This is a genomic window from Candidatus Thiodictyon syntrophicum (assembly GCF_002813775.1).
In the GTDB taxonomy this organism is placed as follows: Bacteria; Pseudomonadota; Gammaproteobacteria; order Chromatiales; family Chromatiaceae; genus Thiodictyon; species Thiodictyon syntrophicum.
The window spans coordinates 1,909,446-1,934,741 of record NZ_CP020370.1; the positions used below are offsets into that span (position 1 = coordinate 1,909,446).

Below are 25,296 nucleotides of genomic sequence, written 5' to 3' on the forward strand. Positions count from 1 at the left end.
AATCAGACCCGTCGGTCGATCTCGCGGGTTGCGCCGCGTTCCTGGGCCGCGGTGACGACGGAGTCCCACAGACGATACAAGGCCGGGTAGTCCGTGTCCGGGATGATTTTCGTCAACTGCGCTTTGCAATCCGCCTCACGCGCGCTGCGGCCTTGATCGTAATCTGGCCCACCCCGGTCAGCCCCGAGGCCGCTGACCTCCTGCAGAACATGACCTTGCGCCTGTACAACTCCATCGCCCGGACGGTCTTTGGCGGACTTATCATCAAGGCCCACGACGCCCTTGACCGTGCCTTCCTCCAGTAATACGGACAGTCCCATGCGGCCGAGCCCGGTGGCGCGCAGGTGGTCTTGGACCCGGTAATAGACGAGCAGGGGTTCGTCCTCACTTGCGTCGATCAGGGCAAAGGCGAATGGATACGAAAACGCCGGCTTGTCTTTCTCCGCGAGCGGGCCGAATACCTGGAGTACGAGCTGAACGACGCGCGGGGGGTTCGGGCCATCCGGGAAACACCCAGCGACGATACGGCGGACCAGGTCCAGCTCAACGAAGTTGAGTTCGGCGTGTTGTTCCAGGTCGTGGAAACGTACGGGATCGCGGCTGGCCACCTTTCCCAGGGAGAGGCTCAGGCGTCGCCGGCAGAACCGCTGGAAGCGGACACCGTAGGTGCTTGCCGAGATGGCCCAGGTCACTTGGAACATCTGCGCCCATGACCAGTGCCGGAACAGGTTCATCCAGCCGCGGTTGTCCGGGTGCTCGTACTGCGTCTCCAGGTTGAGATCGACATAGACGTTCTCCATGAGTTGCAGGAGCTGGCTGCAAAAATAGAATCCCGCCCGCATCTGCGCCGGTTGGTCCGGTAACAGCCGCGTGGTCGGGGCCGCTTCCTGGCCCGGCCCTGCACTCATCAGGTGCTGCCACTCGGGATAGAACTGGTCGTCCAGGAACGCCAGGTCGAGGTCCTTGCGAAGGGTCGCGAAGATCGTCTCGATCGCCTCGCCGTATTTGGAGAAGGAGGTCTGCACTTGCGTACTGGGCGGGTACCAGATCTCGGTGAGCGTGGTGAACATCTCCTCCATGTCCAACGCGCCATCCGCGTTTCGGCTCCGGTGCTCGGCGACTGCGTCAGCGAGCACCGACCAGGCGACGTGCAGTCCGAGCTTGCGGTAACTCTCGAACTGAGACTCGGTGTAGGACTGATCCGCGGTACTCTCATGGGGGAAAGGCCGTTGCGCCGCGGCATACTGCAGGACGTCGGCCGGTTCATCGCCGGTGAGTGACGATTTCAGGTAGAGGAGGAAGCCGGGGCGTGCGGCCTGGTCCGCTGTTTCGTAGTGTATGCGGCCGACCACGCAGTGAAATGCACTGTAGCCGGTCGACGCATCGGGCCGGATTGCGCGGGGATCGATGTCGATGTCGATGCCGAGGTCGATCTTGCACTTGCGCACGGCGTTGCCCAGGTCCTCGAAACCGAACCTGGGGTCACACCCGGCGTCGCCGACGATGATATAGCGGCAGCGGCGGCGTACCAGTTCATAGATGCCGAGGTTCTCGAAATGTCCGCCGTCACTCAGGTACACGTACCTGGACCGGTCGCTGGTCAGGCCGGAGAGTTCTTCCAGCAGCAGCCGCAGGGAGAGTTTGGGGCCGGTCTTTTGCCACTGGTGGAGGTAGCGCGGATTGGGCATCCACCAACCGAGCCGCACGTTGAAGACGGTCATGAGAAAAGCGGTTGCGGGATTGGTGTGGTAACCGCCATTGGGGCTCGCCGCGGCGCCGGAGACCGTGATCGGCAGGCCGAGCGAGATCCACCCCGGATTGTCACCCAGGAAGGCGCTGGTGCGCTGGTAGCACGAGAGCAGTTGCCCGTCGGGCTCCTGGATTTCGTATCCGCAGTACATCGGCGTGAAGGTGAAGGAGGCGGCCTTGCGCTCCTGCCAGGCAAGGTTGCGGGCCGCCGTGATATTGAGTGCCGTATTCACGATGGGCAGGGGGCGTTGACCGAACCTTGCAGTGTCCGGGTCGGCGCCCGCCGGGGTCGGCGCGACCAGGTTCATGAGCCTGGGCGCATCGGTCGGGTCCAATCCGGTGAGCGGATGGCGCCGCCCGGCGGTGAGGTTGCTCGCCCCCATGTAGCAGCGTTCGATGCGATTGCGGTAGAACATGTGCAGGCCGAAGACGTTGATGTCCACCCGCCGGCTGACGAGGAGCGCCGCGATCAGTAACCCGATCATCACCTGGAGCAGTGTCCACACGTGTCCGTCGAGGAGCGCGACGCTCGTCTCGATATAATTTGGCAGGCAGCTGTAGGTTGAAGGTCGTGCCTCGGAAAAGCTGCCTGACCCGACATCGCCGCGGAATTCGATGGCAACTTTATAGGCGGGTTCGGGCGTGGCCGCCACGCAGACGGGTCCCGGCGACGTGGAGGCGTCAGCGGACCAGGCCCACGACATGGTCTGGTAGACCGCATTGGACAATACCAACAGCACTCCCAGGACGAATACGAAGGGTGCGATCCGTGCAATGACCTCGGCCGCCCGGCTGCCGCGCTTGCCGCCGGTGGTTTGGCTCGCGCCGGCCAGGACCCCGGCGATGGTCGTGACGATCCAGGTGAGGCCCCCGGCCGCGGCCACCCAGGTGTTGACCAGCAGCAGGGCCAGGGGGCCGAAGAGCGCCGCGCCCGTGAGTGCCATCCAGATGATTCCAAAACGCAATTGATGTGCGCCGTGGCAGTTCCAGACCTCGCGTCCGGCTTCGCGCAGGCGCCGGCCGGTGAGGCCCAGATGCAGCGTGGTGGTGAGCAGGATGGCGCCCAGGAGGGCCAGGGGACCCACCGCGACGGCGAACAGTGAATTGTCGAGGTAATGGGACGAATCAGCGGCGAAGCGGGCCCACAGGTAGACCATGGCGCCGAGTCCCGCGGCCGCGATCAGGGCCCACAGCGGCCGCCAGAGCCAACGCTTGTCGCGGTCGGGATCAGGAACATCGTCCTTGCAGAGGTAGGCCCCGAACCACCAGCCGGCCGGCGTGCCGAGGCCGTAGGCGCAGCCGTAGAGCGTCGCCCAGCCCCAGCCGACCAGCTCGGGCTTGTAGGTGATCGCGATGCCGCCGAGGACGGCCGCCGCCGCAAAGCATGAGAACAGGATCCAGTAAAAGCGCGGTGTCTTCAGGTCGGTATCCGGGCAGGCGCCATTGATACCGCGCCCAAGTTCCGCGTGCAGCGTCTCAAACCCGGCCAGCAAAGAACCGCTTAAGATCAGCAAGGCGCCGCCCAAGATCCAGAACTCGATCCAGCCATTACCCATGTGGGGCAATAGTGCGCACAGCAACCAGGGCAGAACCAGCAGCGCGGCGCCAAAAGCAACCAAGATGGTCTGGTTGAGAATGAGGTTGCGGATGTAGGTGGACACCGCGGTCAGGGTGTCGGTGCTGAGTGCTCCCACCCGCGGCGTCAGGTAGTTGCTGAACGCCCGCAGCCAGCGCACCTGGCGGGGTTCGGGGGTCGACGCCAAGCCGTCGGCGGACGCCCGAGGCCCGCACAGGGCATCTTCCACACCGAGGATACCGGGGCGGCCCTGCCCGGCCGCGACGTCATTCTGGCGATGCACCCATGAGGAGAGCCAACTGCCGATATAGCCGCCGCCGGAGACCATGGACAGGTAGTCGACACGATGCAGCAGCCGCAGCTTGGCCAGGCCTTGAATGACGCCGAGATGGAAGGTGGCGCTGCGGATGCCGCCGCCTGAGAACGCCAGTCCGAGCAGGTTGCTGTTGAAGGCCCGGTCATAGACGCCGCCGTCCTGTTCCGGCGGTGGCCCTTGCGGATTTTCGGCGTGCGTGGCGCCGCGGCGGGTCCAGGCGACGGCGCGCAGTTCCTGATCCAACTGGGTTTCAAAGGTCGTGGGTGGTGGGTCGTCCGGCTTTGTACTTGCGAACACTGCGTACCTCCGTAGCTGAATCCGGGCGAGAGTGGCTTGGACACCGGCCCCAGCCCGGGCTTTTGCAGCGGTGGATCGCGCGCGCAACGGACCGCGGTTCGCCCGACCTTGGTCCTCTTGAGCGCCCGTCCCGGCCGGGTCTGGATCTCGACCGATAGTCTAGCTGCTGCCGGGAATTTTGCGCGTCTGGTCTGGTTGATGGCCTCCAGGCGGCGCAGGACGCGGTGGCTCCCAGCCGGAATCGAAAGGAAAGGCCGCCGGCGGAATGGCCGAAGGCCCGACCGGTGGCATACTATGACGAACGTGGTTTACGAGGCGCCAGTCGATGCAAAACCCTGGGAGTGATGCATGACAGACACGGATGACCGACCCGCACCCGCGATCCCCCCGACAGACCTTCGCAGGGAAGCGGAACCGGGTCCGGAACCGACCCTGCGGCAGCGGGCCGAGCAGACCGCGGGCGACACCGCGGCCCAGCCGCCGGAGGCCCTCGCGGCACTGTCACCGCAAGACCTCCAGCGCACCGCCGTCGTGCAGGCCTCCGAGGGCATGCTGCGCACCATCTATGACCTGCTGCCGGTGGGGATCTCCATCACGGACCGGTCCGGTCGGATCATCGACTGCAACCAGACCGCGGCAAGACTCCTCGACCTGACGCGCGCAGAGCATCCCCAGCGCCATTATGTCGGCAAGGACTGGGCGATCATCCGCGCGGATGGCACGCCGTTGCCCGCGGACGCCCATGCGTGTGTACGCGCCATGGTCGAGCAGCGCCCGGTCCGCGAGGTGGAGATGGGCCTCGTCAAGCCCGCCGGCATCACCTGGCTCTCGGTCAGCGCCACGTCCACTGCCCATGCCGACTACGGAGTGGTCATCACCTATGTCGACATGACCGAGCGCCGACAGGGCGAAGCCGCGCTGCGGACCGGTAAGCAGCAACTGGACATGGCCCTGCAGGCCGCCGCGATGGGGATCTGGGACTGGGAGATCGCCACCGGCCGGGTGGCCTGGGCGGGGGAACACGCGGCCCTGTTCGGCAATCCGCCCGCCGATTTCGGGGGAACGATCGCGGACGTGCAAGCCTGCGTTCACCCCGACGACCGCGCGCAGGGCATGGCGGTCTTCCAGCGCACGATCGAAGAGGGGAGCGCTTTCGACAATACCTACCGGGTCGTCTGGCCCGATGGCAGCCTCCACTGGCTGCATTCCCTGGGCCAGGTGACCCGTGACGAACGCGGTGTGCCGCAACGCATTCTCGGAACGACCCAGGACATCACCGCGAGCAAACGCGCCGAGGAGGCACTGCGGCGCAGTCAGGCCATGCTGGCGCGCACCGAGGCGATCGCGCACGTCGGTAGCTGGGAATGGGATGTCACGACGGACACCGTGACCTGGTCGGCGGAGTTGTTCCGCATCATGCAGCGCGACCCGGCCGCCGGGGCGCCGTCCTTTGCGGACCAATCGCAACGCTATGTTCCCGAAGACCGGCAACGATTCCGTGAGGCAGTGGACGTCGCCCTCACTGCGGGCGCGCCCTTTGAGTTGGAGCTGCGCGCCATGCGCACGGATGGCGCGACGGTGGTCACACTGGTCGTCGGCAATGTGGAAATCGGCACGGGAAAGCGTGTTACCCGCCTCTTTGGATGTGTTCAGGACGTCACCGAACGCCACGCGGCCGACCGCGCCCTGCGCGCTAGCGAGCAACGGTTCCGCACCATGATCGACGTCGCACCGGTGCCCTTTTTCCTGATCGATGCGCAGCAGCGCTTCACCTATCAGAACCGGGCCTGTATCGAGCTGTTCGGCTATACGCTGGCGGACATGCCTACCCTGGCGGAGTGGTGGCCGCTGGCCTATCCCGATCCCGACTATCGCCAGTGGGTCATGGACATATGGCGAGAACGGACCGGGCAGGCCCGGCAGGACGGCGGACCATTCGCGGCGGTGCCGGAGGTGACCATCCGCTGCAAGAATGGCCAGGATCGCACCGTGCTGGCCGGGACAGCGGTACTCGGTTGCGCCTTCGAGGAACCGTTCCTGGTCAGTTTCTCCGACGTCACCGACCTCAAAGAGGCCCGCGAGGCGGCCGAGCAGGCGGCCCGGGTCAAATCCGAATTCCTGGCCAACATGAGCCATGAGATCCGCACCCCGCTCAATGCCATGCTGGGCCTGGCGCAACTGCTGGAAGGCGAGGCGTTGGCCGCGGAGCAACGCCACCTGGTGCAACAGTTGCGCACGGCCGGGCGGTCCCTGCTCCGGCTGGTCAACGACATCCTCGATCTCTCCAAGCTCGAGTCCGGTCGGTTGCGCCTGGAGGTGCGGACCTACGCGCCGGCGGCGGTGCTGGCCCAGGTGCAGAGCCTCCTGGGTCAGCAGGCCCGGGCCAAGGGGCTCGATTTCCGGCTCGAGATCCCGGCGGGGCTCTCCTCCTGGCTGCGCGGGGACCCGCTGCGGTTGGAGCAGATCCTCGTCAACCTGGTCGGCAATGCGGTGAAATTCACCGAGCGCGGCGGGGTGCTCATCCGGGTCAGCCAACAGGAGGTCGACACCCGGACGGTGCGCCTGCGCCTGGAGGTCCGCGACACCGGGATCGGGATCAGCCCTGAGCACCTGACCATCCTGGGTACCCCCTTTACCCAGGCCGATGGGAGCATTACCCGCCGTTTCGGCGGCACCGGGCTGGGCCTGGCCATCAGCAAACAGTTGGTGGAGCGGATGGGGGGTCGCTTCGGGGTCGACAGCACCCTGGGGGTCGGCAGTAGCTTCTGGTTTGAACTGCCCTGCGAGCGGGCCAGCGCGAATGACACGCCGCCGCAGCAGGCCGCGCCCGCCGAGCGGCCAGCCGGACCCTGCCTGAGCGGCGTGCATTGTCTGGTGGTGGATGACAGCCCCCTGAATCGGGCGGTGGTCGAACGCGCATTGAGGCGCGAGGGTGCCCGGACGACCCTGGTCGCCGATGGCCAGCAGGCCCTGGACTGTCTGCGCGCCCACGCCCAGGATATCGATGCCGTGCTGATGGACATCCAGATGCCGGTGATGGACGGACTGACCGCGACCCGCGCGATCCGCCAGGCGCTTGGCCTGACCGCGCTGCCCGTGATTGCCTTCTCCGCCAACGTGCTGGCCGAGCAGCGCCACCAGGCGCAGGAGGCGGGGGTCAGCGACTTCCTGGCGAAGCCCGTGGACCTGGATGACCTGGTCGCGGTGCTACGCCGCTGGACCAACCCGCCACCGGCGGTTGCGCCCGGGGCCGCGGGACCGGTCCCGATCCCGGCCCCGACGCCGTCGCCAGGTCCGGCGGGGTTTCCGGACATCCCCGGCATCGATGGTCGCCGGGCGGCGCGTCTGCTCGACCAGGACTGGGCGTTCTTCCTGCGTCTGGCACATCGGTTTGCCGCCGATTTCGCCGACGCCACCCGGCAGATACACCAGGCGCTGGCGCGCGGCGAGGCCAGTGCGGCCGCCCGACGACTGCATACCCTGCGCGGCCACGCCGGGAACCTTGGCGCACTCGCACTGGCGCAGAGCGCCCAGGCGCTGGAGACCGCGCTCGCCGCCCCGCGGGTGGACCCGGCGCCGGCGCTGGCGGACTTCGATGCGCGGTTGTGCGCCCTGCTCACCGCGCTGGCGCCCTGGCTGGAAGGTGCCGCACCGCTGCCGGATGCAGCGCCCGCTGCGCCGCTGGACGAGGGCCGGCTCACCGCGCTCTGCGACGCCCTGTCCGGGCATGATCTGGAGACCCTGGATCTGTTCGAGGTTGAAGTGATACCCGAGAACCCCGCCATCCGGATACTGATCATCGACGACGATCCCGTCAGCGTACAAATCATGGCGCGGGCGCTGAAGCCCGTGTGCCGGTGCGACTTTGCCTTATCCGGACCGCAGGCGCTGGAGCGCCTGGCCGCGGAGCGGTTGCCGACGCTGATCCTGCTCGATGTCATGATGCCCGAGATGGACGGTTATACCCTGTGCCGGATGCTTCAGGCCGACCCGCGCCTGAAGGGCATTCCGGTGATCTTCGTGACCGCGAGCCACGATTCGGACAGTGAGACCCAGGCCCTGGAGGCCGGCGCCGCGGATTTCATCGCCAAACCGATCAACCCGCCGGTGCTGCGTCTGCGGGTTGGACTGCAATGCCAATTGCGCGAGCGCGAGCAGGCCCTGCGGGACAGTGAAGCGCGCTTTGAACACCTCGCCCATTTTGACGCGCTGACCGGGCTGCCCAACCGCCTGCTGCTGGCCGACCGTCTGCACCTGGCCATGGCGCAGGCCCGGCGACGGGGGCAGGGCCTGGCGGTGGTCTATCTTGACCTGGATGGCTTCAAGGCCATCAATGACGCCCACGGACACGCCGTTGGCGACCAGTTATTGGTGACCGTAGCCCACCACTTAAAGCAGACCCTGCGTGAAAGCGACACCCTGGCGCGCATCGGTGGTGACGAGTTCGTGGCCGTGCTGATCGATCTTAACGGCAGCGACGCCAGTGTGCCGCCGCTCAACCGTCTGCTGGCCGCCGCCAGCGCACCGCTGGCTCTCGGCGATCTCGTGGTGCAGGTCTCGGCCAGTCTTGGCGTCACCTTTTATCCGCAGCCGCAGGAGATAGACGCGGATCAACTGCTGCGTCAGGCCGATCAGGCCATGTATCAGGCCAAGCTGACCGGCAAGAATCGTTACCATGTTTTCAACCTTGAAGAGGACCATTGTACCTAGGTCGTCGGCGCGAGTTTTTTTGCGGTCGGCGCGGTGATCGCGCGGGGGGTGGTCCGCGCAGCGGACCCTACGGGGCCGGCATCAGCGCGCGCCGAGGTCGGGTGCGGCCTCGGGGTCGGCGGTCCGCTCGAACTGGAGATGCACGCGCAGTCCGGGGGCGTTGTCCTGCAGTTGGATGTCGGCGCCGTGCAGTTGGATGACGGCCTGGACCAGGCTCAGGCCCAGGCCGCTGCCGGGGGTGGAGCGGCTGTGGTCGGCGCGGTAGAAGCGGCGGAAGACCTCGGCTGGTCAGGGGTTAGTGCCCGTGATCGCGCGGAGGCTACTGAGAAAAATCGCTGCGCGAAACAAGACCCGGCGTCCTCGGACGAGGCCGTAGCAATGGTATAGCTGGCGTTCAGCGGCCGACCCTGCGAGTCCGCTGCCCGGGTCGACCACGCGCGGTCCATCGATCAGTATGTCAATCCGGTCATTGCTGCGCAGGACTGCCTGGAGGCGGCAATCCACCGAGATCTGGTGGGCCACATAGACCATCGGGTTGACTTCAAAGTCGTAGCCTTCCCCGCGCGCCTTCTCCAGGAGCGCGCAAGAGATCAACGCGGCCGTGAACATCGGTGGAAAGCACACCCGCTCAGTCAACTCGTCGAAATATGGGAACGGGTCCACCAAGGCCCCCAGCAGAAAGTTCTTGCCGTTGCTGGTATTCAGGAATTTCCGTTTCAGGTAAATCCCTGTACCCGGCAATAGCGTGCGGTCTGGTGCGCAGTGAGTCGGCGGCAGGTCGTCCGGAGACCAATCCGGGAGAAACTGCGGCTGGGAGCCGTCTCTGCGGTTGGCGAGCACGATCAAGCTGCCATCCAGCTTACGCAACAGCGCGCGAGTCGATAAAACGTCCGTCGTCGTGCGCACCGTGCGCCGAATCTCCGCCGTAAAATCCTCGCCCGGCCGCAAGGCGCCAACGAATCGATACTCGTAGTTACTGAACGCCGAACTCGGGTCGTCAGCGGCAGCGGCATGGGTTGCCGGTTGGTGCTGGTGCCCGATCAGGGCGTCGATCAACGCCTCCAATTGGAATCCCAATACGATCGGACTCCCGAAAGGATTGTCGCGGACGCGATGCCAGCGATGGGGGTCGTGGAACGGGTTGAAGTCATCGGTCGAGTTGCGTGCAACGTCGACGTGAAGTTGATCGAAGCGGTAGGTTCCGGCGTTGAGGCACATAGGTGAGGCGCTCGTTTGGTTCGCGGGGCCACAAGCCCAAGACCTTCGTTGGGAGGCACGGGTGGCGAATGTTAGGGCCTGAGTGCCTTGACCTCTACCGTCATCGCCGCCGTGTCGATGTACTACTCCGGCTCAGGGGCCGCGGTCCGCTCCAACTGCACCCGCACGCGCAGCCCGGGCCGGTTGTCCGTCAGTTCGATGTCGGCGCCGTGCAGTTGGATGACGGCCTGCACCAGGCTCAGGCCCAGGCCGCTGCCGGGGGTGGAGCGGCTGTGGTCGGCGCGGTAGAAGCGGCGGAAGACCTCGGTGTGCAGGGAGGCGGGGATGCCGGGGCCGTTGTCGGCGACCTCGATGATCACTGCGTGCTCGGTGTCGCGCAGGAGCAGTCTCACCCGGCCGCCCTCGGGCGTGTATTTGACCGCGTTGTCGACCAGGTTGCCCAGGGCCTGGAACAGCAGGTCGCGATCACCGATGACCCAGGCGTCGGCGGGGGCCTGCAGGTCGAGTTGCTGGCCGCGCTCGGCGGCGACCGGCTCGTAGAGTTCGGCCAGATCGGCCAGCAGCGGGACTAGGTCGACCGGGGCGAAGGCGGCGCGCCGTCCGCCGGACTCGATGCGGGCGATGCGCAGCAGCGCGTTGAAGGTGGTGAGCAGTTCCTCGGCGTCGGCGATGGTCTCTTGCGCTGCGGCCCCGGCCGGGTGGTCCTCGCCCAGTTCGGCGCGCAGCAATTCGAGCTTGGTGCGCAGGCGGGTGAGTGGGGTGCGCAGGTCGTGGGCGATGTTGTCGGAGACCTGGCGGACCCCGGCCATCAGTGATTCGATGCGCGCCAGCATGGTGTTGAGGCCGGCGGCGAGTTGGTCGAAGTCGTCGCCGCTGCCGCGCATGGGGATGCGCCGGGACAGGTCCCCCTCCATGATCTCGCGGCTGGTCTGGTTGATGGCCTCCAGGCGGCGCAGGACGCGGTGGCTCACGATCCAGCCGCCGAGCAGGGCGAGTGCTGCGGTCAGGGCGAGCCCCCAGGTCAGGGCGTCGAGGATCAGGTGGCGGGTGCGCTCCAGGTCGCGGACGTCGCGACCGACCAGCAGGAGCAGGTCGCCGTGCAGGCGGAATACCTGGCCGCGCGCGGCGTGTTCCTCGGCGTGGTCCGGGCCGCGCTCGCGCAGCCGAAAGTGCATCCAGCCGTTGGCGTCCGGCAAGCCGGCGGGCCAGCGGTCGAGGTTGCCGACGAGCGGCGTGAAGGCCTGGTCGGCCAGGAGGTAGACGGCGGCCCCGGTCGGGTCCTGGGCGAAGCGCTCGCGGATCACGGTGCTCAAGCCCGGCAGCCCGCGCTGGCGGTATTGTTCGGCCAGGCCCTGGATCTCGGCGCCGATGGTGGCGTCGGTCTGGCGGTCCATGAAGCCGGCGGTGGACCAGTAGATGAAGCCCAGCAGGACCGCGACCGAGGCGGACAGCATGAGCATGTAGAAGAGGGTGATGCGGAAGCTGGAGCTCTTCAGGACCTTGGCGGTGCGTGCCCAGGGGTCATGGCGGCGTCGGCCGGCGTCGGTGGGGGTGAGCGGGGGGGGGATCATGCCACTGAACAAGTCAATTGGGGAATGCCTTGGGCGTCGCGGTCGTTGTCGTTGTCGTTGTCGTAATCGTGGTCGGATTATTCGATTACGACAACGACAACGACAACGACAACGACAACGTTAGGCTCCGGGTCCGCGCAGCATATACCCCGCGCCGCGCACGGTGTGCAGGAGCGGGGTGTCGAATTCGCGGTCGATCTTGCCGCGCAGGCGGCTGATGTGGACGTCGATGATGTTGGTCTGGGGGTCGAAGTGGTAGTCCCAGACCTGTTCCAGCAGCATGGTACGGGTGACCACCTGGCCGGTGTGGCGCAGCAGGTATTCCAGCAGGCGGAACTCCCGCGGTTGGAGCGCGATAGGGCGTCCGGCGCGGGTGACCTCGCGTTTGAGCAGATCCATCTCCAGGTCGGCGACCCGCAGGCGGGTCTCGGGTGCGTCGACCGCCCCGCGCCGCAACAGGGCCTCCAGGCGTGCGTGCAGTTCGGAGAAGGCGAAGGGTTTGACCAGATAGTCGTCACCGCCGGCGCGCAGCCCGTCGACCCGGTCGTCCACCTCCCCCAGGGCGGAGAGGATCAGTACCGGGGTCTGGTTGCCGGAGGCGCGCAGGGTGCGCAGGATGGCGAGTCCGTCCAGGCCCGGGAGCATCCGGTCCAGGATGAGTGCGTCATAGTCGCCGCTCGCCGCCATGAGCAGGCCCTCGCGGCCGTCGGCGGCATGGTCGGTGACCGCGCCGGCCTCGCCCAAGGCCTTGCGCAGGTACTCCGCCACTTGACGGTCGTCTTCGATCAACAGGACTCGCATGGGTGGATGATACCGGGAAAAATGGCCGTCCATGGCCGGGGATGGCTAAAACGGGTTCCGGGTGGGGGGAACGCCCGGTCCGGGGCGCATCGTCAAGACACTGGTTGCCGGCGCGCCGCGTCAGGCCTTGAAGGGTACCGCAACGAACATGGGGCGGCCGTCCTTCTCGACCCGCAGCATGACGGCGCCGCGTTTGGCGGCGGTGGCGGCGCGCACCGCCTCGGTGACCTCGGCGGGGGTGCTGACCGACTGACCGCCGACCATCGAGATGAGGCTGCCGGCCTCGATCCCGGCCTCGTCGGCGGGACTCCCGGGCTGGACCCGGGCGACGAAGACGCCGCGGGCACCGGGGGGCAGCCCCAACTCGCGCCGGACCTCGGGGGTAAGCGGCGCCAGGGCGAGCCCGAGTTGCGCACGGCCTTGGTCGCCCGCGCCCTGGCCGTCGTTCTTGGCCTGGGGCTCGTTGCCGGGCATGGCGCCGACCTTGAGGGTGATCTCCTGCGGGGTGCCGGCCCGCACCAGTTCCAGTTTCATCGCGGTCCCGGCCTTGGCGGCGGCGATCAGCTTGGGCAACTCCTTGTAGTCCTTGATGGTCTGGCCGCCGGCCTTGAGGATCACGTCACCGGGCTTGAGCTCGCTGCCGGCGGCGGGGCCGTCCGGGAGGACGTCGGCCACCAGGACACCGGCAGTGCCGGTGAGGCCCAGCGCGGCGGCGATCTCCTCGGTCACCGGCTGGATCTGGAGCCCGAGCCAGCCGCGCTCGACGCGGCCGCCGGTGCGCAGTTCCGCCACCACCGTCTTGACCGTCTCCGCGGGGATTGCGAAGCCGATGCCGACGTTCCCGCCGGTGGGTGAGTAGATGGCGGTGTTGACGCCGATCACCCGGCCGAAGCCGTCGAACAGGGGACCACCGGAGTTACCGCGGTTGATGGGTGCGTCGATCTGGATGTAGTCATCATAGGGGCCGGAGTTGATGTCACGCCCGCGCGCCGAGACGATGCCGGCGGTGACGGACCCGCCCAGGCCGAAGGGGTTACCGACCGCCAGCACCCAGTCACCGACCCGCACCGATCGGGAGTCGGCCAGATCGACGAAGGGCAGGGGGTGGCCCGCGTCGATCTTGAGCAGGGCCACATCGGTCTTCTCGTCTCGGCCCACGACGGTGGCCTTGTGCTTGGTGGCGTCGTTCAGGGTGACGGTGATCTCATTGGCGCCGTCGATCACATGGTTGTTGGTGACCACGAGCCCGGTGGGGTCGATGACGAAGCCCGAGCCGGCGCCCTGGGTGGGGCGGCCGCCGGGCGCCCCATGCGGCATGCCGGGCTGCTCGAAGAAGCGTTTGAAGAATTCGTCCATCGGCGCCCCCTCGGGGAGGCCCGGGTGGGCGCGCAGCCGTTGCTCGGGCATGCCCGCCGCAACGACCGTCACGTTGACGACGGCGGGGGCGACCCGCTCGGCCACGTCCGCGAAGCTCGGCATGGAGGGTGCGACGACGGCGGCAGCGCCGGGGGTGGCCGCGGCGGTCGTGACGGGCGCGACGGCGGGCGGCGCCGGGGCTTGGGCGGCGACGCCGCCGCCGATCGCCAGGGCGAGCGCGACGGCGGCGGCGAGCGCGCCGCGGGCCAGGGTCTTGCCGTGATGCGTCGGGGTCCGGTGGGTGCGGACTTGATTGGTATGCTCAGTCGCCATGGGGTTTCGTTCCTGCCGATTGATCGGCGCAGGTCTTGGAGTTGGGGTCAGGAACCGGGTGCCTTCGGTAGTCGGCGCGCCCGCTCTGGTGGCCTAGATTGTGGGCGCTGCGCGTATCCGTGACCTTTCCGGCAGGTTAAATCTTGTTCAGGAGGGTTTTCGCGGTCGCAACGGTTGCAGCGGCCGGGCTTCCCGGGTACCGTTTCCGGTGTTGCGCGCACGTCAGACCAAAAATGAAACCGAGAGGAGTTCACCCGATGCAAAAACAGCCCTTGTCCCTGGCGCTGGCCGCCTGTCTCGCCGTCGGTGCCGCGGGCCTCGCCCCGTCGGCCCTGGCCGATACCACGACCCCGATTGCCGGCGGGGCGACCGTCACTGAGATCACCGGCACCATTGTGGCGGTCAACAAAGAGACCCGGCAGATGACCATCAAGGTCCCGGACGGTCACTTCGAGGTCGTCGACATCCCCAAGGAGGTCAAGCGCATCGACGGGATCAAGATCGGTGACAAGCTCTCCGCCACCACCACCGAGGCGGTGCTGGTCGATCTGGAGACGGGCCGCGACGCCGGCTCCATGGGGGCGATCGGCGACACCCAGGTGCAGCCCGATCCGGGCTCCAAGCCCGCCGGGACCATCACCGAGAAGCTCAAGCTCTACGGCAAGGTGGAGACGGTCGATCGGGCCAACTCGCGGGTGACCCTGCGCGGGCCCGAGAAGACCGTGACCCTGACGGTCAAGGACAAGGCACTGCTGGATAAGTTAAAGCCCGGTGACGGCGTGATCGCGACCTATGTGCGGATCATCACCGGCAAGATCACCTTCCAATAGCACACAGGAGCAGGCACATGAGCAATCTGATCGTCGTCTCGTTTCCCGAGGAACAACTGGCCTTTGAACTGCGCGCCGCGCTGGTGCAGATGCAGAAGGAGTATCTGATCGAGATGGAAGACGTGGTCATCGTGACCAAGGACGCGGCGGGCAAGATCAAGCTGCACCAGGCCATGAATCTGACCGCCGTGGGCGCCGCCACCGGTGGTTTCTGGGGGCTCCTGATCGGTATGCTGTTCCTGAATCCGCTCTTGGGGGCGGCGGTGGGCGCCGGTGCCGGGGCCCTGTCCGGGCGCTTTACCGACCTGGGGATCGACGATAACTTTATGAAGACCCTGGCCGAGCAGTTCCAGCCCGGCTGCGCCGCGGTCTTCATCCTGGTGAAGAAGGTCACGCCGGACAAGGTTCTGGCCGGTCTGGAGCAGTTCAAGGGCAAGGGCAAGGTCATCCAGACCTCGCTGACCAAGGATGAGGAGCAGGGGCTGCGCGCCTTCCTCGAGGCGCACCCCGCTCAACCCTAGGGCGCGCTTGACCGGTCGTCGCTTGCGGTCGCCAGCCGCGACCAGCGGCGAGGGCTGCCGGGCCGGCCGTTCTCCTGACCAACCCCGGCCTTACCCGCGCACCCGATCCCGCTCCCGCTCCATGCGGGAGCGGTGTTTCGTGATGTTGTCGTTGAGTAGGGACAACACCTCGGACGCGACCGCGATGATGTCGTTCTGGCCGAAGCCTGCGGTGGATAACTCGCGGTAGAAGTTCTTGGCCACCATCTTGGTCAACCGCAAGGGATCAGGGCTGATGGGATGGACGCCCCGGCCCCGCGCTTTGTCACGCTGGCGCAGGAGCTCGGCCATCTGCAACAGCCGCGACTCCGCCAGGCGTTGCAGTTGAAACACTTGAATAGACTGCCCCACGACCAGCGAAAAGACCTGGAGCAGGTCCAGGTCCCGCGGGCTGAAACAGGAGCGCCCCCGCGGCCCGCTGAGGTTGATGACACCGATCACCTCGGCCCCCACCGCGATCGGCGACGACAGCAGGCAGGCGCTCGCCCCCGGGTCCTGCCGCGCGCTGGCCGCGAACTGGGACTGATGAATGTCCTCGATCAGGAGCGGCCGCCCAGTGCGTAATACATGGCAGGCAACCCCTTGATCCTGCTGTGCAACCGGCTGGTAGGCGTCCGCCGGCAGATCGCCGAAATGGGAGCAGACGCGTAACTGGGGGCCAGGGGCCTCATCCCCCTCTTCCTCCCCGTCCCGCTCATGGACCAACATCACTGAACAGCGCGCCGCCGCCAATGAGTCGGCGGTCAGTTGCGCCAGGTCCCGCAGTCCCTCCTCCAGGGTGCCGCGGTGCGCCAACAGGGTGGCGGCATCGAGCAGCGTATCAAACCATGGATTATCCAATTTTTAGGGTTACTCCGTGCGACGCCTCGCGCGAGCGGGGCCGAAGAGGACGCAGGCTGAACCACGGCGGACCGGTCCGGGCTGCGACCGGTGCCTCCATGTCAGCCACGATAGCACAAGCGGGGTCCGCGGGCGCCCCGCCCGGCGGCGCCGATTGATTCGGCTGCCGTCCATAGGATATGCTTAAACCATATTACAGCCCGCGATTCAGGCTGATGAGCGCGGGAGCGACGCGGATAGATGCGTCGGTCGAAAAAAACGCGGGCGCTCGGGCAGTCATGGAGGGCTCACGATGGCCCCATGACCCCTGCACGGCCAGGATCCGGAGTCGAGTGGCACCATGTTTATCGAGTATGTACAAGGGCTGTTGAGCAGCCCGCGGCTGTGCGAAGGCGTCGCCTGGGCGCGGCGGGGTTTCAACCCGGCCGACACCTTGATCGCCGAGGGCAGTCGCGGGGAGTCCTTGTTCATCGTCGAGGAGGGGCGGCTCGCCGTCCTGGGCTGGGCGCAGTTGCAGAACCAGCCAGGCATGGAGGTCCTGCTGACCGAATTAAGCGTCGGCGATGTGTTCGGCGAGTCGTCCCTGGTCGATGACTGCCCCAGCCTGGCGACCATCCGCGCCCTTACCCCGGGCAGCGTCCTGGAGATCAACGGGGCCATGCTCACCGTGTACCTGGACGACCACCCCCAGCAGGGCTATCTGTTCTTCAAGGAGTTGCTGGCCGCAGAACTGGCCAACCTGGCACGCGCTAACCGGGGGGTCCTGGAACTGTCGACGATCGGGGTCCGCTTGCGCGGCCTGCGGGGCTATCCCTGAACCCGACCACGGCGGGCTCGCGGGAGCGTCGGGTTGCGCGGCCGAGTCCATGGGGTCGCGCACCCTCATCGTTGAGCGGCTGGGTTTTTTCTGCGCATCGCAGCACGGGCATGCCAATATGACGACGGATTCGCGGAGTGTCCTCGCCGACTTCCCGCAGTTTTTTTCCATCCGCCCCGCCCTCTCCGAGGCGGATCGCGGTGAGACCTACCGCATTCGTTATCGCGTCTACTGCCAGGAATTCGGTTATGAGCCCGCGGACCGCTTCCCCTCGCGGATGGAGACGGACGAGTTCGATGAGGTCTCCGCCCACTGCCTGATCACCCATATCGCCTCGGGCCAGGCCGCGGGCTGCGTCCGTATCTGCCCCGCCTCCTTGGCCGGCGCCCCCCATCCATTGCCCTTCGACAAATGCTGTGCCCGGAGTCTGGACCCGGAGGCCATGGCCCGGGTGGACGCGCCGCGCGACCACCTGTGCGAGGCCTCGCGCTTCGCCGTGGACGGGGCCTTTCGCCGCCGCTCCGGCGAGGCCCTGACCCGCTTTGGTGAAATCAATTCCCTGGGGCTGTCCGATCCGGAGCGGCGTACCTTTCCACTGCTGTCGGTGACGCTCATGCTGGCCGGGCTGGCGATGGCAGAACGGCTTGGGCGCCCGCAGATCTTCGCCGTCATGGAGCCCTTCCTGCCGCGCCTGCTCAAGCGCTCCGGGCTGGTCTTCCGCCGCATGGGTCGGGACGTCGATCACCACGGGATTCGTGCAGTCTATCTTACCGATCATCAAGAGTTCCAGCGCGGTCTGACCGGGGAGTTCGAGACCCTGTATCAGTGGATTCTGGCCGAGCTGCGGGGGATTTAGCCCGGCAGCGCGCGCGCCAAGGTTCGCAACTGCAAGAGGAATCAGACAGATGTTCGACCATTCGCAAGCCTTCACGCGCAACATCGGATGGCTGACCGAGGCCGAGTTGGCCGCCCTGAGCACCAGGCGCATCGCCATCGCGGGCCTCGGCGGGGTTGGGGGCAGCCACCTCCTGACCCTCTGTCGACTCGGTATCGGTGGCTTTCACATTGCCGACTTCGACCGCTTTGAACTCGTGAATTTCAATCGGCAGGCGGGCGCGTCCATGAGCCATCTGGGGCGGCCCAAGGTCGAGGTGATGGCCGAGATGGCGCTCGACATCAACCCCACCCTGGCCCTGTCACGGTTTGCCGAGGGGATCAACGAGGGAAACCTCGACACCTTTCTGAGCGGCATGGACATCTACATCGACGGACTCGATTTCTTTGCCATGGAGGCGCGTGAGCAGGTCTTCGCCGCCTGTGCCGCCAAGGGTATACCGGCGATCACCGCGGCCCCCCTGGGATGGGGTGTGTCGCTGCTCACCTTCCTGCCCGGGGCCATGAGCTTCGAGGACTATTTCCAGATGGCTGGATGCTCGCCGGCGGAGCGGCTGGGCCGCTTCATGGTTGGATTGTCGCCCGAGGCACTGCAACTGGGGGCCTTGGTGGACCCCACGCGGCTGGACCTCGCACGCCAGGCCGGGCCCTCGACCCCGGTCGGGTGCGAATTCTGCGCGGCCATGGCGGCCGTGACCGCGGTCAAGCTGCTGCTCGGTCGCGGCACCGTGGAGGCCGCGCCCACCTCGATCCATATCGACGGATTCTCGATGCGGATGGCTACCTTGTCGCGCCCGCTGGGGATGCGTGAACCGGCGATGCAGGCGGCCCTGGCGCGATTGGCCGGCGCCCACCGGACCTAGAGCCCGCGCCGACCGACCGCGACCACCGTCAGATCGGTGCCCGCCGCGTCGGGCACCTCGTCATTACAGCGCTCACTTGCGCTCAGGATACCCGACACACCCATGGCCACACCCTCAGCCGAAGCACTCACGCGCATCCTGTCCGCCGCGCGCTGGGCACCCAGCGGCGATAACACCCAACCCTGGCGCTTCGAGCCCCGGGGAGCCGAGGTCATCATCCACGGCGCCGACACGCGCGACTGGTGTGTCTATGACCTGGAAGGCCGCGCCAGCCAACTCGCGCTCGGTGCCCTCCTGGAGACGATCGCCATCGCCGCATCCCGCGAGGGGCAGACGGTGGCGTTCGACCTCCTGCCCGCCGCAACCGACAGGCACCCCTCGCTCCGCGCCCGCTTTGTCACCTCAGAGGCGACCCCGGTGGACCCCTTGGCGGCCGTCATCGAGGAGCGCTCCACCCAGCGGCGCCCGCTCTCCCGGGCGGCGCTGCGCCCCGCGGACCGCGCCGCGCTGGACGCCGCGCCCGGTCCTGGTTACCGGGTCGTCTGGATCGAGGGCGCCCGACCCAAGGCGCGCATGGCGCGGCTGTTGTTCCTGAACGCGCAGGTACGCCTGAGCATCCCGGAGGCCTACGAGGTTCACAAGCGCATCATCCATTGGGGCGTCGGCTTCAGTGAGGACCGCATCCCGGACCGCGCCCTGGGCCTGAACCCCGTGGCGGTGTCCCTGATGAAATGGGCCATGCAGAGTTGGGGGCGGGTTCAGTTCCTCAACCGCTGGTTCGCGGGGACCCTGCTGCCGCGCATCGAGATGGACGTGCTGCCCGCCCTGGGCTGTGCCGCGCACTTCTTTCTCATCGCCGAGCGCCCCCCCGCGGGGCTCGCCGACTACCTTGCCGCGGGGCGCTCCATGCAGCGCCTGTGGTTGACCGCCACGGCCCGGGGGCTCCAGTTTCAGCCCGCGATGACCCCGCTGATCTTCGCCAACTATGTGCGGCACGGGATTGCCTTCACCCGCGATCCCGCGGCCCGGTCGCAAGCCGAACAGCTCAAGGCCCGGCTGGCGGCGGAACTCGGGGACGAGGTTTTGTGCCGCGCCGTCTTTGCCGGGCGCCTGGGCTACGGATCGGCCCCCCGGTGGCGTTCCATCCGCCGGCCGCTGGAGTCGCTCCTGACGCCGCCGACCCCTGGTTGAAGCGGGTCTCCACGCCACCGGCCGAATTTACTCTTATCATCATTCGTCTCGTCAGAGGCTGCCTCTGACCACGGGGAGAGAACTCATGTCGCGTCGCTACATCACCCTTGCCGTGGTCCTGATCGCGGGGGCCAGCCACTTGGCCGGCGCCGTTGAGGCGGAGAATTATCTCGCCAAGGCGCGCCAATTGGTCGCTTCAAACCAGCCGGAAGCGGCGCTCATCGAGTACGCGAATGCCGTACAGCAGGAACCGGATAACGCCGAGGTGCGCCTGCAGTTGGGGCTGCTGGAGCTCGCGCTCGGCAATGGCGCGGCGGCGGAGAAGGAGTTGGCCATCGTCGCCGACTCCCTGCCCGCGCAGGAGACCGCGGTGCCGCTGGCCCAGGCCCGCCTGCTCGCCGGACGGCCCGCCGCGATCGCCGACGCTGACGCGGCAAGTTCACTCGCCGCGATCGGGGACCTGACCGAACTGACGAGCGAGCAGCGGGCAACGCTCATGGGGATTCATGGTCAGGCGTTACTGGCGCTCGACCATCGCGAGGATGCCAGCCAATTGTTCGAGGCGGCCCTGGCGCAGAACGCATCCGAGGTGTACGCGCTGTTGGGGCAAGCCATGTTGGCACGGCGCGACAGCGGACCTGATGAGACCGCCCTGACGCTGGCCCGGCTGCGCGATATTCACCCCGAGTTCGCGCCCGCCTGGAGCTACTCCGGTGACATCGAGCGCGAGCGAAAGGATTTCAGCGCTGCCGCGGCGGCCTATTCCAAGGCGCTCGCGCTGCAACCCAATCGCTTTTCAGACCGATTGCATCTGGCCTTGACGCACCTGGCACTCAAGGACTACACCGGGGCCGCCAATGATGCGCAGGCCCTGGAGGCGTTGCGTCCGCGGGGCGCCGGGGCGGCGCTGATCCGCGGCCTCATCGCCTTCCAACAGGGCGGCTTTGCCGCCGCCCAAGTACAGTTCGACGCGGCGCTGGCGGCCGATCGCGATTATCTGCCGGCGATCCTCTACGCGGGTCTGACGGCCGCGGCCATCGGCAACAATGAGCAGGCCCGGGCGCAACTGCTGCGTTTCACTGCCGCCGGCCCCGACCATCCGGTCGCCTTGGTCGCACTCGCCGCGGTCCTGGGGGCGCAGGGCGACATCGGCGCCGCCCGTGCCACCCTGGAGCGTGCCCTCGCGGCCGATCCCGCCAATCCGGCGGCGCTCGACCTGCTCGGGCGGGTGGAGATCGCCGCCGGGCACCCGGAGGACGCGAGCGTGGCCTTTGCCCGCCTGGTCGAACAGGACCCGAACTCGGCCCTGGCTCAACTCAAGCTTGGTGCGGCCCTGGCGGCGGACGGTCAGGCGGTGCCGGCGGGCGAGGCCTTGACCCGCTCGTTGCAACTGCCCTCCAGCGCGGACCTGGACCCGGCGGTGCGCATCCGCGTCCTGCTCTCGACGGGGCAGGCGGACGCCGCCCTGGCCGCTGCCGACACCCTGACGAAAGAACAGCCGAATGCCGCCGCCTTTCTGACGCTCGGCCAGGTCTATCAGGCCCGCCGGGAACTCGATCAGGCGCAAGGCGCCTATGCCCGGGCGCTGAAACTGGAGCCCGCTAACCCGGCCGTCCAGCAGGCGCAGGGCCGGCTGATGCTCGCCCGGGGGGACGCGGCGTCGGCCGAGCCGCTGCTGCGCCAGGTGGTTAAGGCCCAGCCGGACAATCTGGGCGCGGCGATCCTGTGGGCCGAGAGCCTGGCGCGTCTCGGCCGTATCGCCCCGGCCGTCGCCGCCCTGGAGGCGGCCGCGCGCGCACATCCCCAGGCGTGGCAGCCGCGGCTCCTGCTGGCGCGGCACTACCGCAGCCGCGGTAACCCTGCCGAGGCGCTCACCCTGGTGTCCGCGCTGGGGCAGACGAGTGCGGATAATCCATTACTGGTGGAGGAGCAAGGGCTCGACCAACTCACGGGCGGAGATGCGGCCAAGGCCCAAGAGACCATGGAGCTTCTGGTTAAACTGGCACCGGCGTCCGGGCGCGCCCGGTACCGGCTGGCCCAGGCGCGGATGGCCCTGGGGGCGGCGGATCAGGCGCGCGACGATTTGGAGGAGGCGCTGCGGCTGGAGCCCAAACTGGTCGAGGCCCAGGTCGTACTGGCGCGCCTGGCGCTGGCCGGAAACGACCTCGAGCGGGCGACGCAACTGGTGAACAGCCTCCTCACCGCCCAGTCGACCAACCCCGATGTCCTGGCCCTGAGCGGGGCCCTGGCCATGCGTCGCGGGGATGCCAAGGCCGCCATCACCGCCTATGAGGCGGCCATGGCGCGGCAGCCGGCCGGCGGGCTGGCGGTTGCCCTGGCCATGGCGCGTCTGAGCGCCGGTGACACCGCCGCGGGCCTCGCGGGTTTGCAGACCTGGGTCGAGGCCCATCCGGACGACCATTCGGCCCGCCTCAGCCTGGGCAACCTGGCCATGGTGGCACGCAATACCAGGCTGGCCAAGACCCAGTTTCAGACCCTGATCAAGAACGGGGCCGGCACGCCGACGGCCCATGCCAACCTGGCCCAGATCCTGATCGGTGAGAAGGACCTCAATGGTGCCCTGATCAATGCCCAGCGCGCCGTCGAACTGGCGCCGCAGGAGGCCCAACTGCGCGATACTGTCGGTCTGATCCTTCTGTTCCGAAAAGACTATCCGAACGCGCTGAGCGCCTTCAACCAAGGGCTGGCCCTGGCCCCGCAGGACCCGGGCCTGCACTACCATAAGGCGGTCGCGCTGGAGTCGCTGGACCAGCGTGCCCAGGCGCTCGCGGCCCTGAACGCGGCCCTCGACAGCGGCCGGGAGTTTGCGGAATCCAAGGATGCCCAGGCCCTGCGCACCCGCCTGTCGGGCGACGCCGAGCCCGCCGCGCCGACCAGTCAACGGCCATGAGGGTACTGATCACGGGCGGTGCGGGTTTTATCGGCTCCCACACGGCGGACCGGCTGCTCGCGGCGGGGCATCAGGTCCGCGCCCTCGACCTCCTTGACCCCCAGATCCACGGCCCGGGACGGGTCTGGCCGGCCAGCCTGGACCCGGGCGTCGAGCGGATGCTGGGTGATGTCGGTGATCTGCAGCGGGTCCTGACCGCCCTGGACGGGGTGGATGCCGTCGTTCACTGCGCGGCCCTGACCGGGGTCGGCCAGAGTCTCTATGACATCCGCCACTATGTGGACACCAACACGACCGGTACGGCCACGCTCATCGAGGCCATTCTCAAACGCGGCCAGCCACTCCCCCGTCTGGTGCTCTCGTCGTCGCGGGCGGTCTATGGTGAGGGCACCCATCGGTGCGCCGCACATGGCCCCTGCAACCCACCCACCCGCGACCGCCGGGACCTGGAACAGGGTCGCTTCGGCTGCTACTGCCCGACCTGCGGGGCGGCGATGCAGTCAGTGCCAACCGCCGAGGACCAGCCGGCGGCCCCGCTCTCCGTCTATGCCTGGACCAAACGGCACCAGGAAGACCTTTGCGGCTATGCCGCCCGTACCTACGGTATCCCCGTCACGATCCTGCGTTATTTCAATGTCTACGGGTCTCGCCAATCCCTGGCCAATCCCTATACCGGGGTGGTTTCCGTCTTTTATTCCCGGCTGCTGGCCGGGCAGGCGATCTCGCTCTATGAGGGGGGGGAGCCCCTGCGGGACTTCGTCCACATCCAGGACGTGGTGACGGCGAACCTGCTGGCGCTGCGCCCGGATCTCCCAACGGGGATGGTGTTCAATATCGGCTCCGGCGGCGAGGTCAGTATCCGCCAGGTCGCGCTGGCCCTGATGGCGGCCACCGGCCGCCGGGTCGAGTTGCTGGATCGGGGCGAATTCCGGGTCGGTGACATCCACGCCTGCTGCGCCGATTTGCGCCGCGCGACCGAACACCTCGGCTATCGACCGGCCATCAGCCTGACGCAAGGACTGGAGGAATTTGTCGCCTGGGCCGCCAGCCAGCCCATGACTGACCGCTATGAGCAGACGGTGGACGAGTTGACGCGCTACAACCTCTTCGGCCGCGCGCGACCCGCCATGCCTGATGCCACGCCTGACCCTGGGGCGCACCATGCCTGACACCCTGCCACCCCCGGCGACTCCCGCCCCGCGGCGGCGCATCCTGTTCCTGGCCGAGGCCGTGACTCTCGCCCACGTCGCCCGCCCGCGGGTCTTGGCGGAGTCGCTGGACCCGGCCCGTTATGAGGTCCATCTGGCGGCGGCGGCCACCTTCGATACGGCACTGCAGGGCTTGCGCGGCCAGCGCTGGCCACTGGTCAGCATCTCCCCCGGACGCTTTATCGAGGCGCTCGCCGCGGGCCGCCCCATCTATGATGCCGCGACCCTGGAAGCCTATGTGGCGGCCGACCTGGCCCTCCTGGACCGCGTGCGGCCGGACCTGGTGGTGGGGGATTTCCGCCTGTCATTGGCCGTCAGCGCCCCGCTGCGCGGGGTCCCCTATGCCGCCCTGACCAATGCCCATTGGAGCCCCTATCTGCGGCTACCGCGCTGGCCCGTCCCCGATCTGCCGCTGGTGCGCCTGGTGGGCGAGCCCATCGCCCGCGCCCTGTTCAATCAGGTCCGCCCCGCGGTCTTTTGGCTGCACGGCCGCGCCCTCAACCGGGTACGCCGTCGCCATGGCCTGCCGCCCTTGGGCGACCTGCGTCACGCCTATACCTGGGGCAACGAGACCCTCTATCTGGACGTGCCCGAACTGGTGCCGACCGACCCCCTGCCAGCCAATCACCGCTTCATCGGCCCCATTCTCTGGGAACCGCCCCAGGCCGTGCCGCCCTGGTGGGATCAGATCCCGGCCGCGCGGCCCTGCGTCTATCTCAGCCTGGGGTCATCGGGCCCGGCCCGGCTCCTGCCGGCGCTGATCGAGGCACTCGCAACCCTGCCCATCAGCCTCCTGGTCGCCACGGCCGGACGCGCGAACCTGGGTCGGGTCCCGGCCAACGTCTACGCGGCCGACTATCTGCCGGGCAGCGCCGCGGCGCGCCGCGCCGTCCTGACCATCTGTAACGGGGGTAGCGGAACCGTCTACCAGTCGCTGGGGGAGGGCACGCCGGTGTTGGGGATCGCGACCAATCTGGACCAGCACCTGACCATGGCCCTGGTGTCGGCGGCCGGCGCGGGGGCCCTGATGCGCAGCGAGCAGGTCAGCGCCGCCGGACTGTGCCGCCTGGTCGCGGCCATGTTGGCGGAACCCCGCTGGGGTGCGGCGGCGGCGCAGGTCGCGGAATGGTTCAAGGGCCGATCGGCCGTGGCGGGGTTCCGGGAGTTTGTTGAGCATACCCTGTGAGGCCCCGGGGCCGGGGATCGGGGCGCCGTCCGGAACGCAAAAGGCCCGGGGCAAGCCCCGGGCCTTTGT

General features: G+C 67.8%; 17 protein-coding genes. 10 read left to right on the plus strand and 7 right to left on the minus strand.

Going from position 1 to position 25,296, the window contains the following annotated elements:
- Positions 1-2 precede the first annotated feature (2 nt).
- The gene (locus THSYN_RS35235) at positions 3-3,938 is read right to left on the minus strand and encodes a patatin-like phospholipase domain-containing protein (protein WP_236848825.1); all 3,936 of its coding nucleotides are present in this window, start codon (positions 3,936-3,938) and stop codon (positions 3-5) included.
- 348 nt (positions 3,939-4,286) lie between these two features.
- Between THSYN_RS35235 and THSYN_RS08180 the strand changes: the two genes are divergently transcribed.
- Positions 4,287-8,648, plus strand: a complete 4,362-nt coding sequence (locus THSYN_RS08180) for a response regulator (protein WP_100918698.1) — start codon at positions 4,287-4,289, stop codon at positions 8,646-8,648.
- Positions 8,649-8,729: 81 nt separating this feature from the next.
- Here the strand turns inward: THSYN_RS08180 and THSYN_RS08185 are convergent, their stop codons facing one another.
- The 5 genes from THSYN_RS08185 to THSYN_RS08205 form a co-directional block, all read right to left on the minus strand.
- Positions 8,730-8,873, minus strand: a complete 144-nt coding sequence (locus tag THSYN_RS08185; RefSeq protein ID WP_418219933.1) for an ATP-binding protein — start codon at positions 8,871-8,873, stop codon at positions 8,730-8,732.
- Positions 8,874-8,936: 63 nt separating this feature from the next.
- On the minus strand, positions 8,937-9,866 hold the full coding sequence (locus THSYN_RS08190) for a hotdog family protein (RefSeq protein ID WP_100918699.1): 930 nt from the start codon (positions 9,864-9,866) through the stop codon (positions 8,937-8,939).
- Positions 9,867-9,988: 122 nt separating this feature from the next.
- Positions 9,989-11,437, minus strand: coding sequence for a sensor histidine kinase (locus tag THSYN_RS08195; protein WP_100918700.1), 1,449 nt, complete (start codon positions 11,435-11,437; stop codon positions 9,989-9,991).
- A gap of 120 nt (positions 11,438-11,557) precedes the next feature.
- Positions 11,558-12,238 carry a response regulator transcription factor gene (locus tag THSYN_RS08200; protein ID WP_100922346.1) on the minus strand — a complete coding sequence of 227 codons (681 nt, stop codon included), beginning with the start codon at positions 12,236-12,238 and terminating at the stop codon, positions 11,558-11,560.
- A 120-nt stretch (positions 12,239-12,358) separates the two neighbouring features.
- Entirely contained in the window at positions 12,359-13,927 is a 1,569-nt protein-coding gene (locus tag THSYN_RS08205; RefSeq protein WP_100918701.1) for a Do family serine endopeptidase, read from the minus strand.
- A gap of 257 nt (positions 13,928-14,184) precedes the next feature.
- Here THSYN_RS08205 and THSYN_RS08210 point away from each other — a divergent pair, with 257 nt between their 5' ends.
- On the plus strand, positions 14,185-14,757 hold the full coding sequence (locus THSYN_RS08210; RefSeq protein WP_100918702.1) for a hypothetical protein: 573 nt from the start codon (positions 14,185-14,187) through the stop codon (positions 14,755-14,757).
- Positions 14,758-14,774: 17 nt separating this feature from the next.
- Positions 14,775-15,278: a DUF1269 domain-containing protein gene (locus tag THSYN_RS08215; RefSeq protein WP_100918703.1), complete on the plus strand. Its 504-nt coding sequence runs from the start codon at positions 14,775-14,777 to the stop codon at positions 15,276-15,278.
- Positions 15,279-15,368: 90 nt separating this feature from the next.
- On the opposite strand, the gene THSYN_RS08220 is transcribed toward THSYN_RS08215, so the two are convergent.
- A complete protein-coding gene (locus THSYN_RS08220; protein ID WP_100918704.1) occupies positions 15,369-16,157 on the minus strand; it encodes a GAF domain-containing protein in 789 nt (262 codons plus the stop codon).
- 340 nt (positions 16,158-16,497) lie between these two features.
- Here THSYN_RS08220 and THSYN_RS08225 point away from each other — a divergent pair, with 340 nt between their 5' ends.
- The 7 genes from THSYN_RS08225 to THSYN_RS08255 all read left to right on the plus strand — a co-directional run bounded on the left by THSYN_RS08225 (position 16,498) and on the right by THSYN_RS08255 (position 25,227).
- Entirely contained in the window at positions 16,498-16,974 is a 477-nt protein-coding gene (locus THSYN_RS08225; protein WP_100918705.1) for a cyclic nucleotide-binding domain-containing protein, read from the plus strand.
- Positions 16,975-17,092: 118 nt separating this feature from the next.
- Entirely contained in the window at positions 17,093-17,830 is a 738-nt protein-coding gene (locus THSYN_RS08230; RefSeq protein WP_157817525.1) for a PEP-CTERM/exosortase system-associated acyltransferase, read from the plus strand.
- A gap of 49 nt (positions 17,831-17,879) precedes the next feature.
- Positions 17,880-18,731 carry a ThiF family adenylyltransferase gene (locus THSYN_RS08235; protein ID WP_216644711.1) on the plus strand — a complete coding sequence of 284 codons (852 nt, stop codon included), beginning with the start codon at positions 17,880-17,882 and terminating at the stop codon, positions 18,729-18,731.
- A 102-nt stretch (positions 18,732-18,833) separates the two neighbouring features.
- Entirely contained in the window at positions 18,834-19,922 is a 1,089-nt protein-coding gene (locus THSYN_RS08240; RefSeq protein ID WP_100918707.1) for a nitroreductase family protein, read from the plus strand.
- 85 nt (positions 19,923-20,007) lie between these two features.
- Positions 20,008-22,833, plus strand: a complete 2,826-nt coding sequence (gene prsT / locus THSYN_RS08245) for an XrtA/PEP-CTERM system TPR-repeat protein PrsT (protein ID WP_100918708.1) — start codon at positions 20,008-20,010, stop codon at positions 22,831-22,833.
- The gene (locus tag THSYN_RS08250; RefSeq protein WP_100918709.1) at positions 22,830-24,002 is read left to right on the plus strand and encodes an NAD-dependent epimerase/dehydratase family protein; all 1,173 of its coding nucleotides are present in this window, start codon (positions 22,830-22,832) and stop codon (positions 24,000-24,002) included. The genes prsT and THSYN_RS08250 overlap by 4 nt, the downstream gene beginning before the upstream one ends.
- Entirely contained in the window at positions 23,968-25,227 is a 1,260-nt protein-coding gene (locus THSYN_RS08255) for a glycosyltransferase (RefSeq protein ID WP_216644712.1), read from the plus strand. The genes THSYN_RS08250 and THSYN_RS08255 overlap by 35 nt, the downstream gene beginning before the upstream one ends.
- Positions 25,228-25,296: the final 69 nt, after the last annotated feature.

Bases quoted from the DNA above. Each gene is read 5' to 3' on its own strand.
- THSYN_RS08180 (WP_100918698.1), top strand. From the start codon at position 4,287: ATGACAGACACGGATGACCGACCCGCACCCGCGATCCCCCCGACAGAC.
- THSYN_RS08190 (WP_100918699.1), bottom strand. From the start codon at position 9,866: ATGTGCCTCAACGCCGGAACCTACCGCTTCGATCAACTTCACGTCGAC.
- THSYN_RS08195 (WP_100918700.1), bottom strand. From the start codon at position 11,437: ATGATCCCCCCCCCGCTCACCCCCACCGACGCCGGCCGACGCCGCCAT.
- THSYN_RS08200 (WP_100922346.1), bottom strand. From the start codon at position 12,238: ATGCGAGTCCTGTTGATCGAAGACGACCGTCAAGTGGCGGAGTACCTG.
- THSYN_RS08205 (WP_100918701.1), bottom strand. From the start codon at position 13,927: ATGGCGACTGAGCATACCAATCAAGTCCGCACCCACCGGACCCCGACG.
- THSYN_RS08210 (WP_100918702.1), top strand. From the start codon at position 14,185: ATGCAAAAACAGCCCTTGTCCCTGGCGCTGGCCGCCTGTCTCGCCGTC.
- THSYN_RS08215 (WP_100918703.1), top strand. From the start codon at position 14,775: ATGAGCAATCTGATCGTCGTCTCGTTTCCCGAGGAACAACTGGCCTTT.
- THSYN_RS08225 (WP_100918705.1), top strand. From the start codon at position 16,498: ATGTTTATCGAGTATGTACAAGGGCTGTTGAGCAGCCCGCGGCTGTGC.
- THSYN_RS08230 (WP_157817525.1), top strand. From the start codon at position 17,093: ATGACGACGGATTCGCGGAGTGTCCTCGCCGACTTCCCGCAGTTTTTT.
- THSYN_RS08235 (WP_216644711.1), top strand. From the start codon at position 17,880: ATGTTCGACCATTCGCAAGCCTTCACGCGCAACATCGGATGGCTGACC.
- THSYN_RS08240 (WP_100918707.1), top strand. From the start codon at position 18,834: ATGGCCACACCCTCAGCCGAAGCACTCACGCGCATCCTGTCCGCCGCG.
- prsT (WP_100918708.1), top strand. From the start codon at position 20,008: ATGTCGCGTCGCTACATCACCCTTGCCGTGGTCCTGATCGCGGGGGCC.
- THSYN_RS08250 (WP_100918709.1), top strand. From the start codon at position 22,830: ATGAGGGTACTGATCACGGGCGGTGCGGGTTTTATCGGCTCCCACACG.
- THSYN_RS08255 (WP_216644712.1), top strand. From the start codon at position 23,968: ATGCCACGCCTGACCCTGGGGCGCACCATGCCTGACACCCTGCCACCC.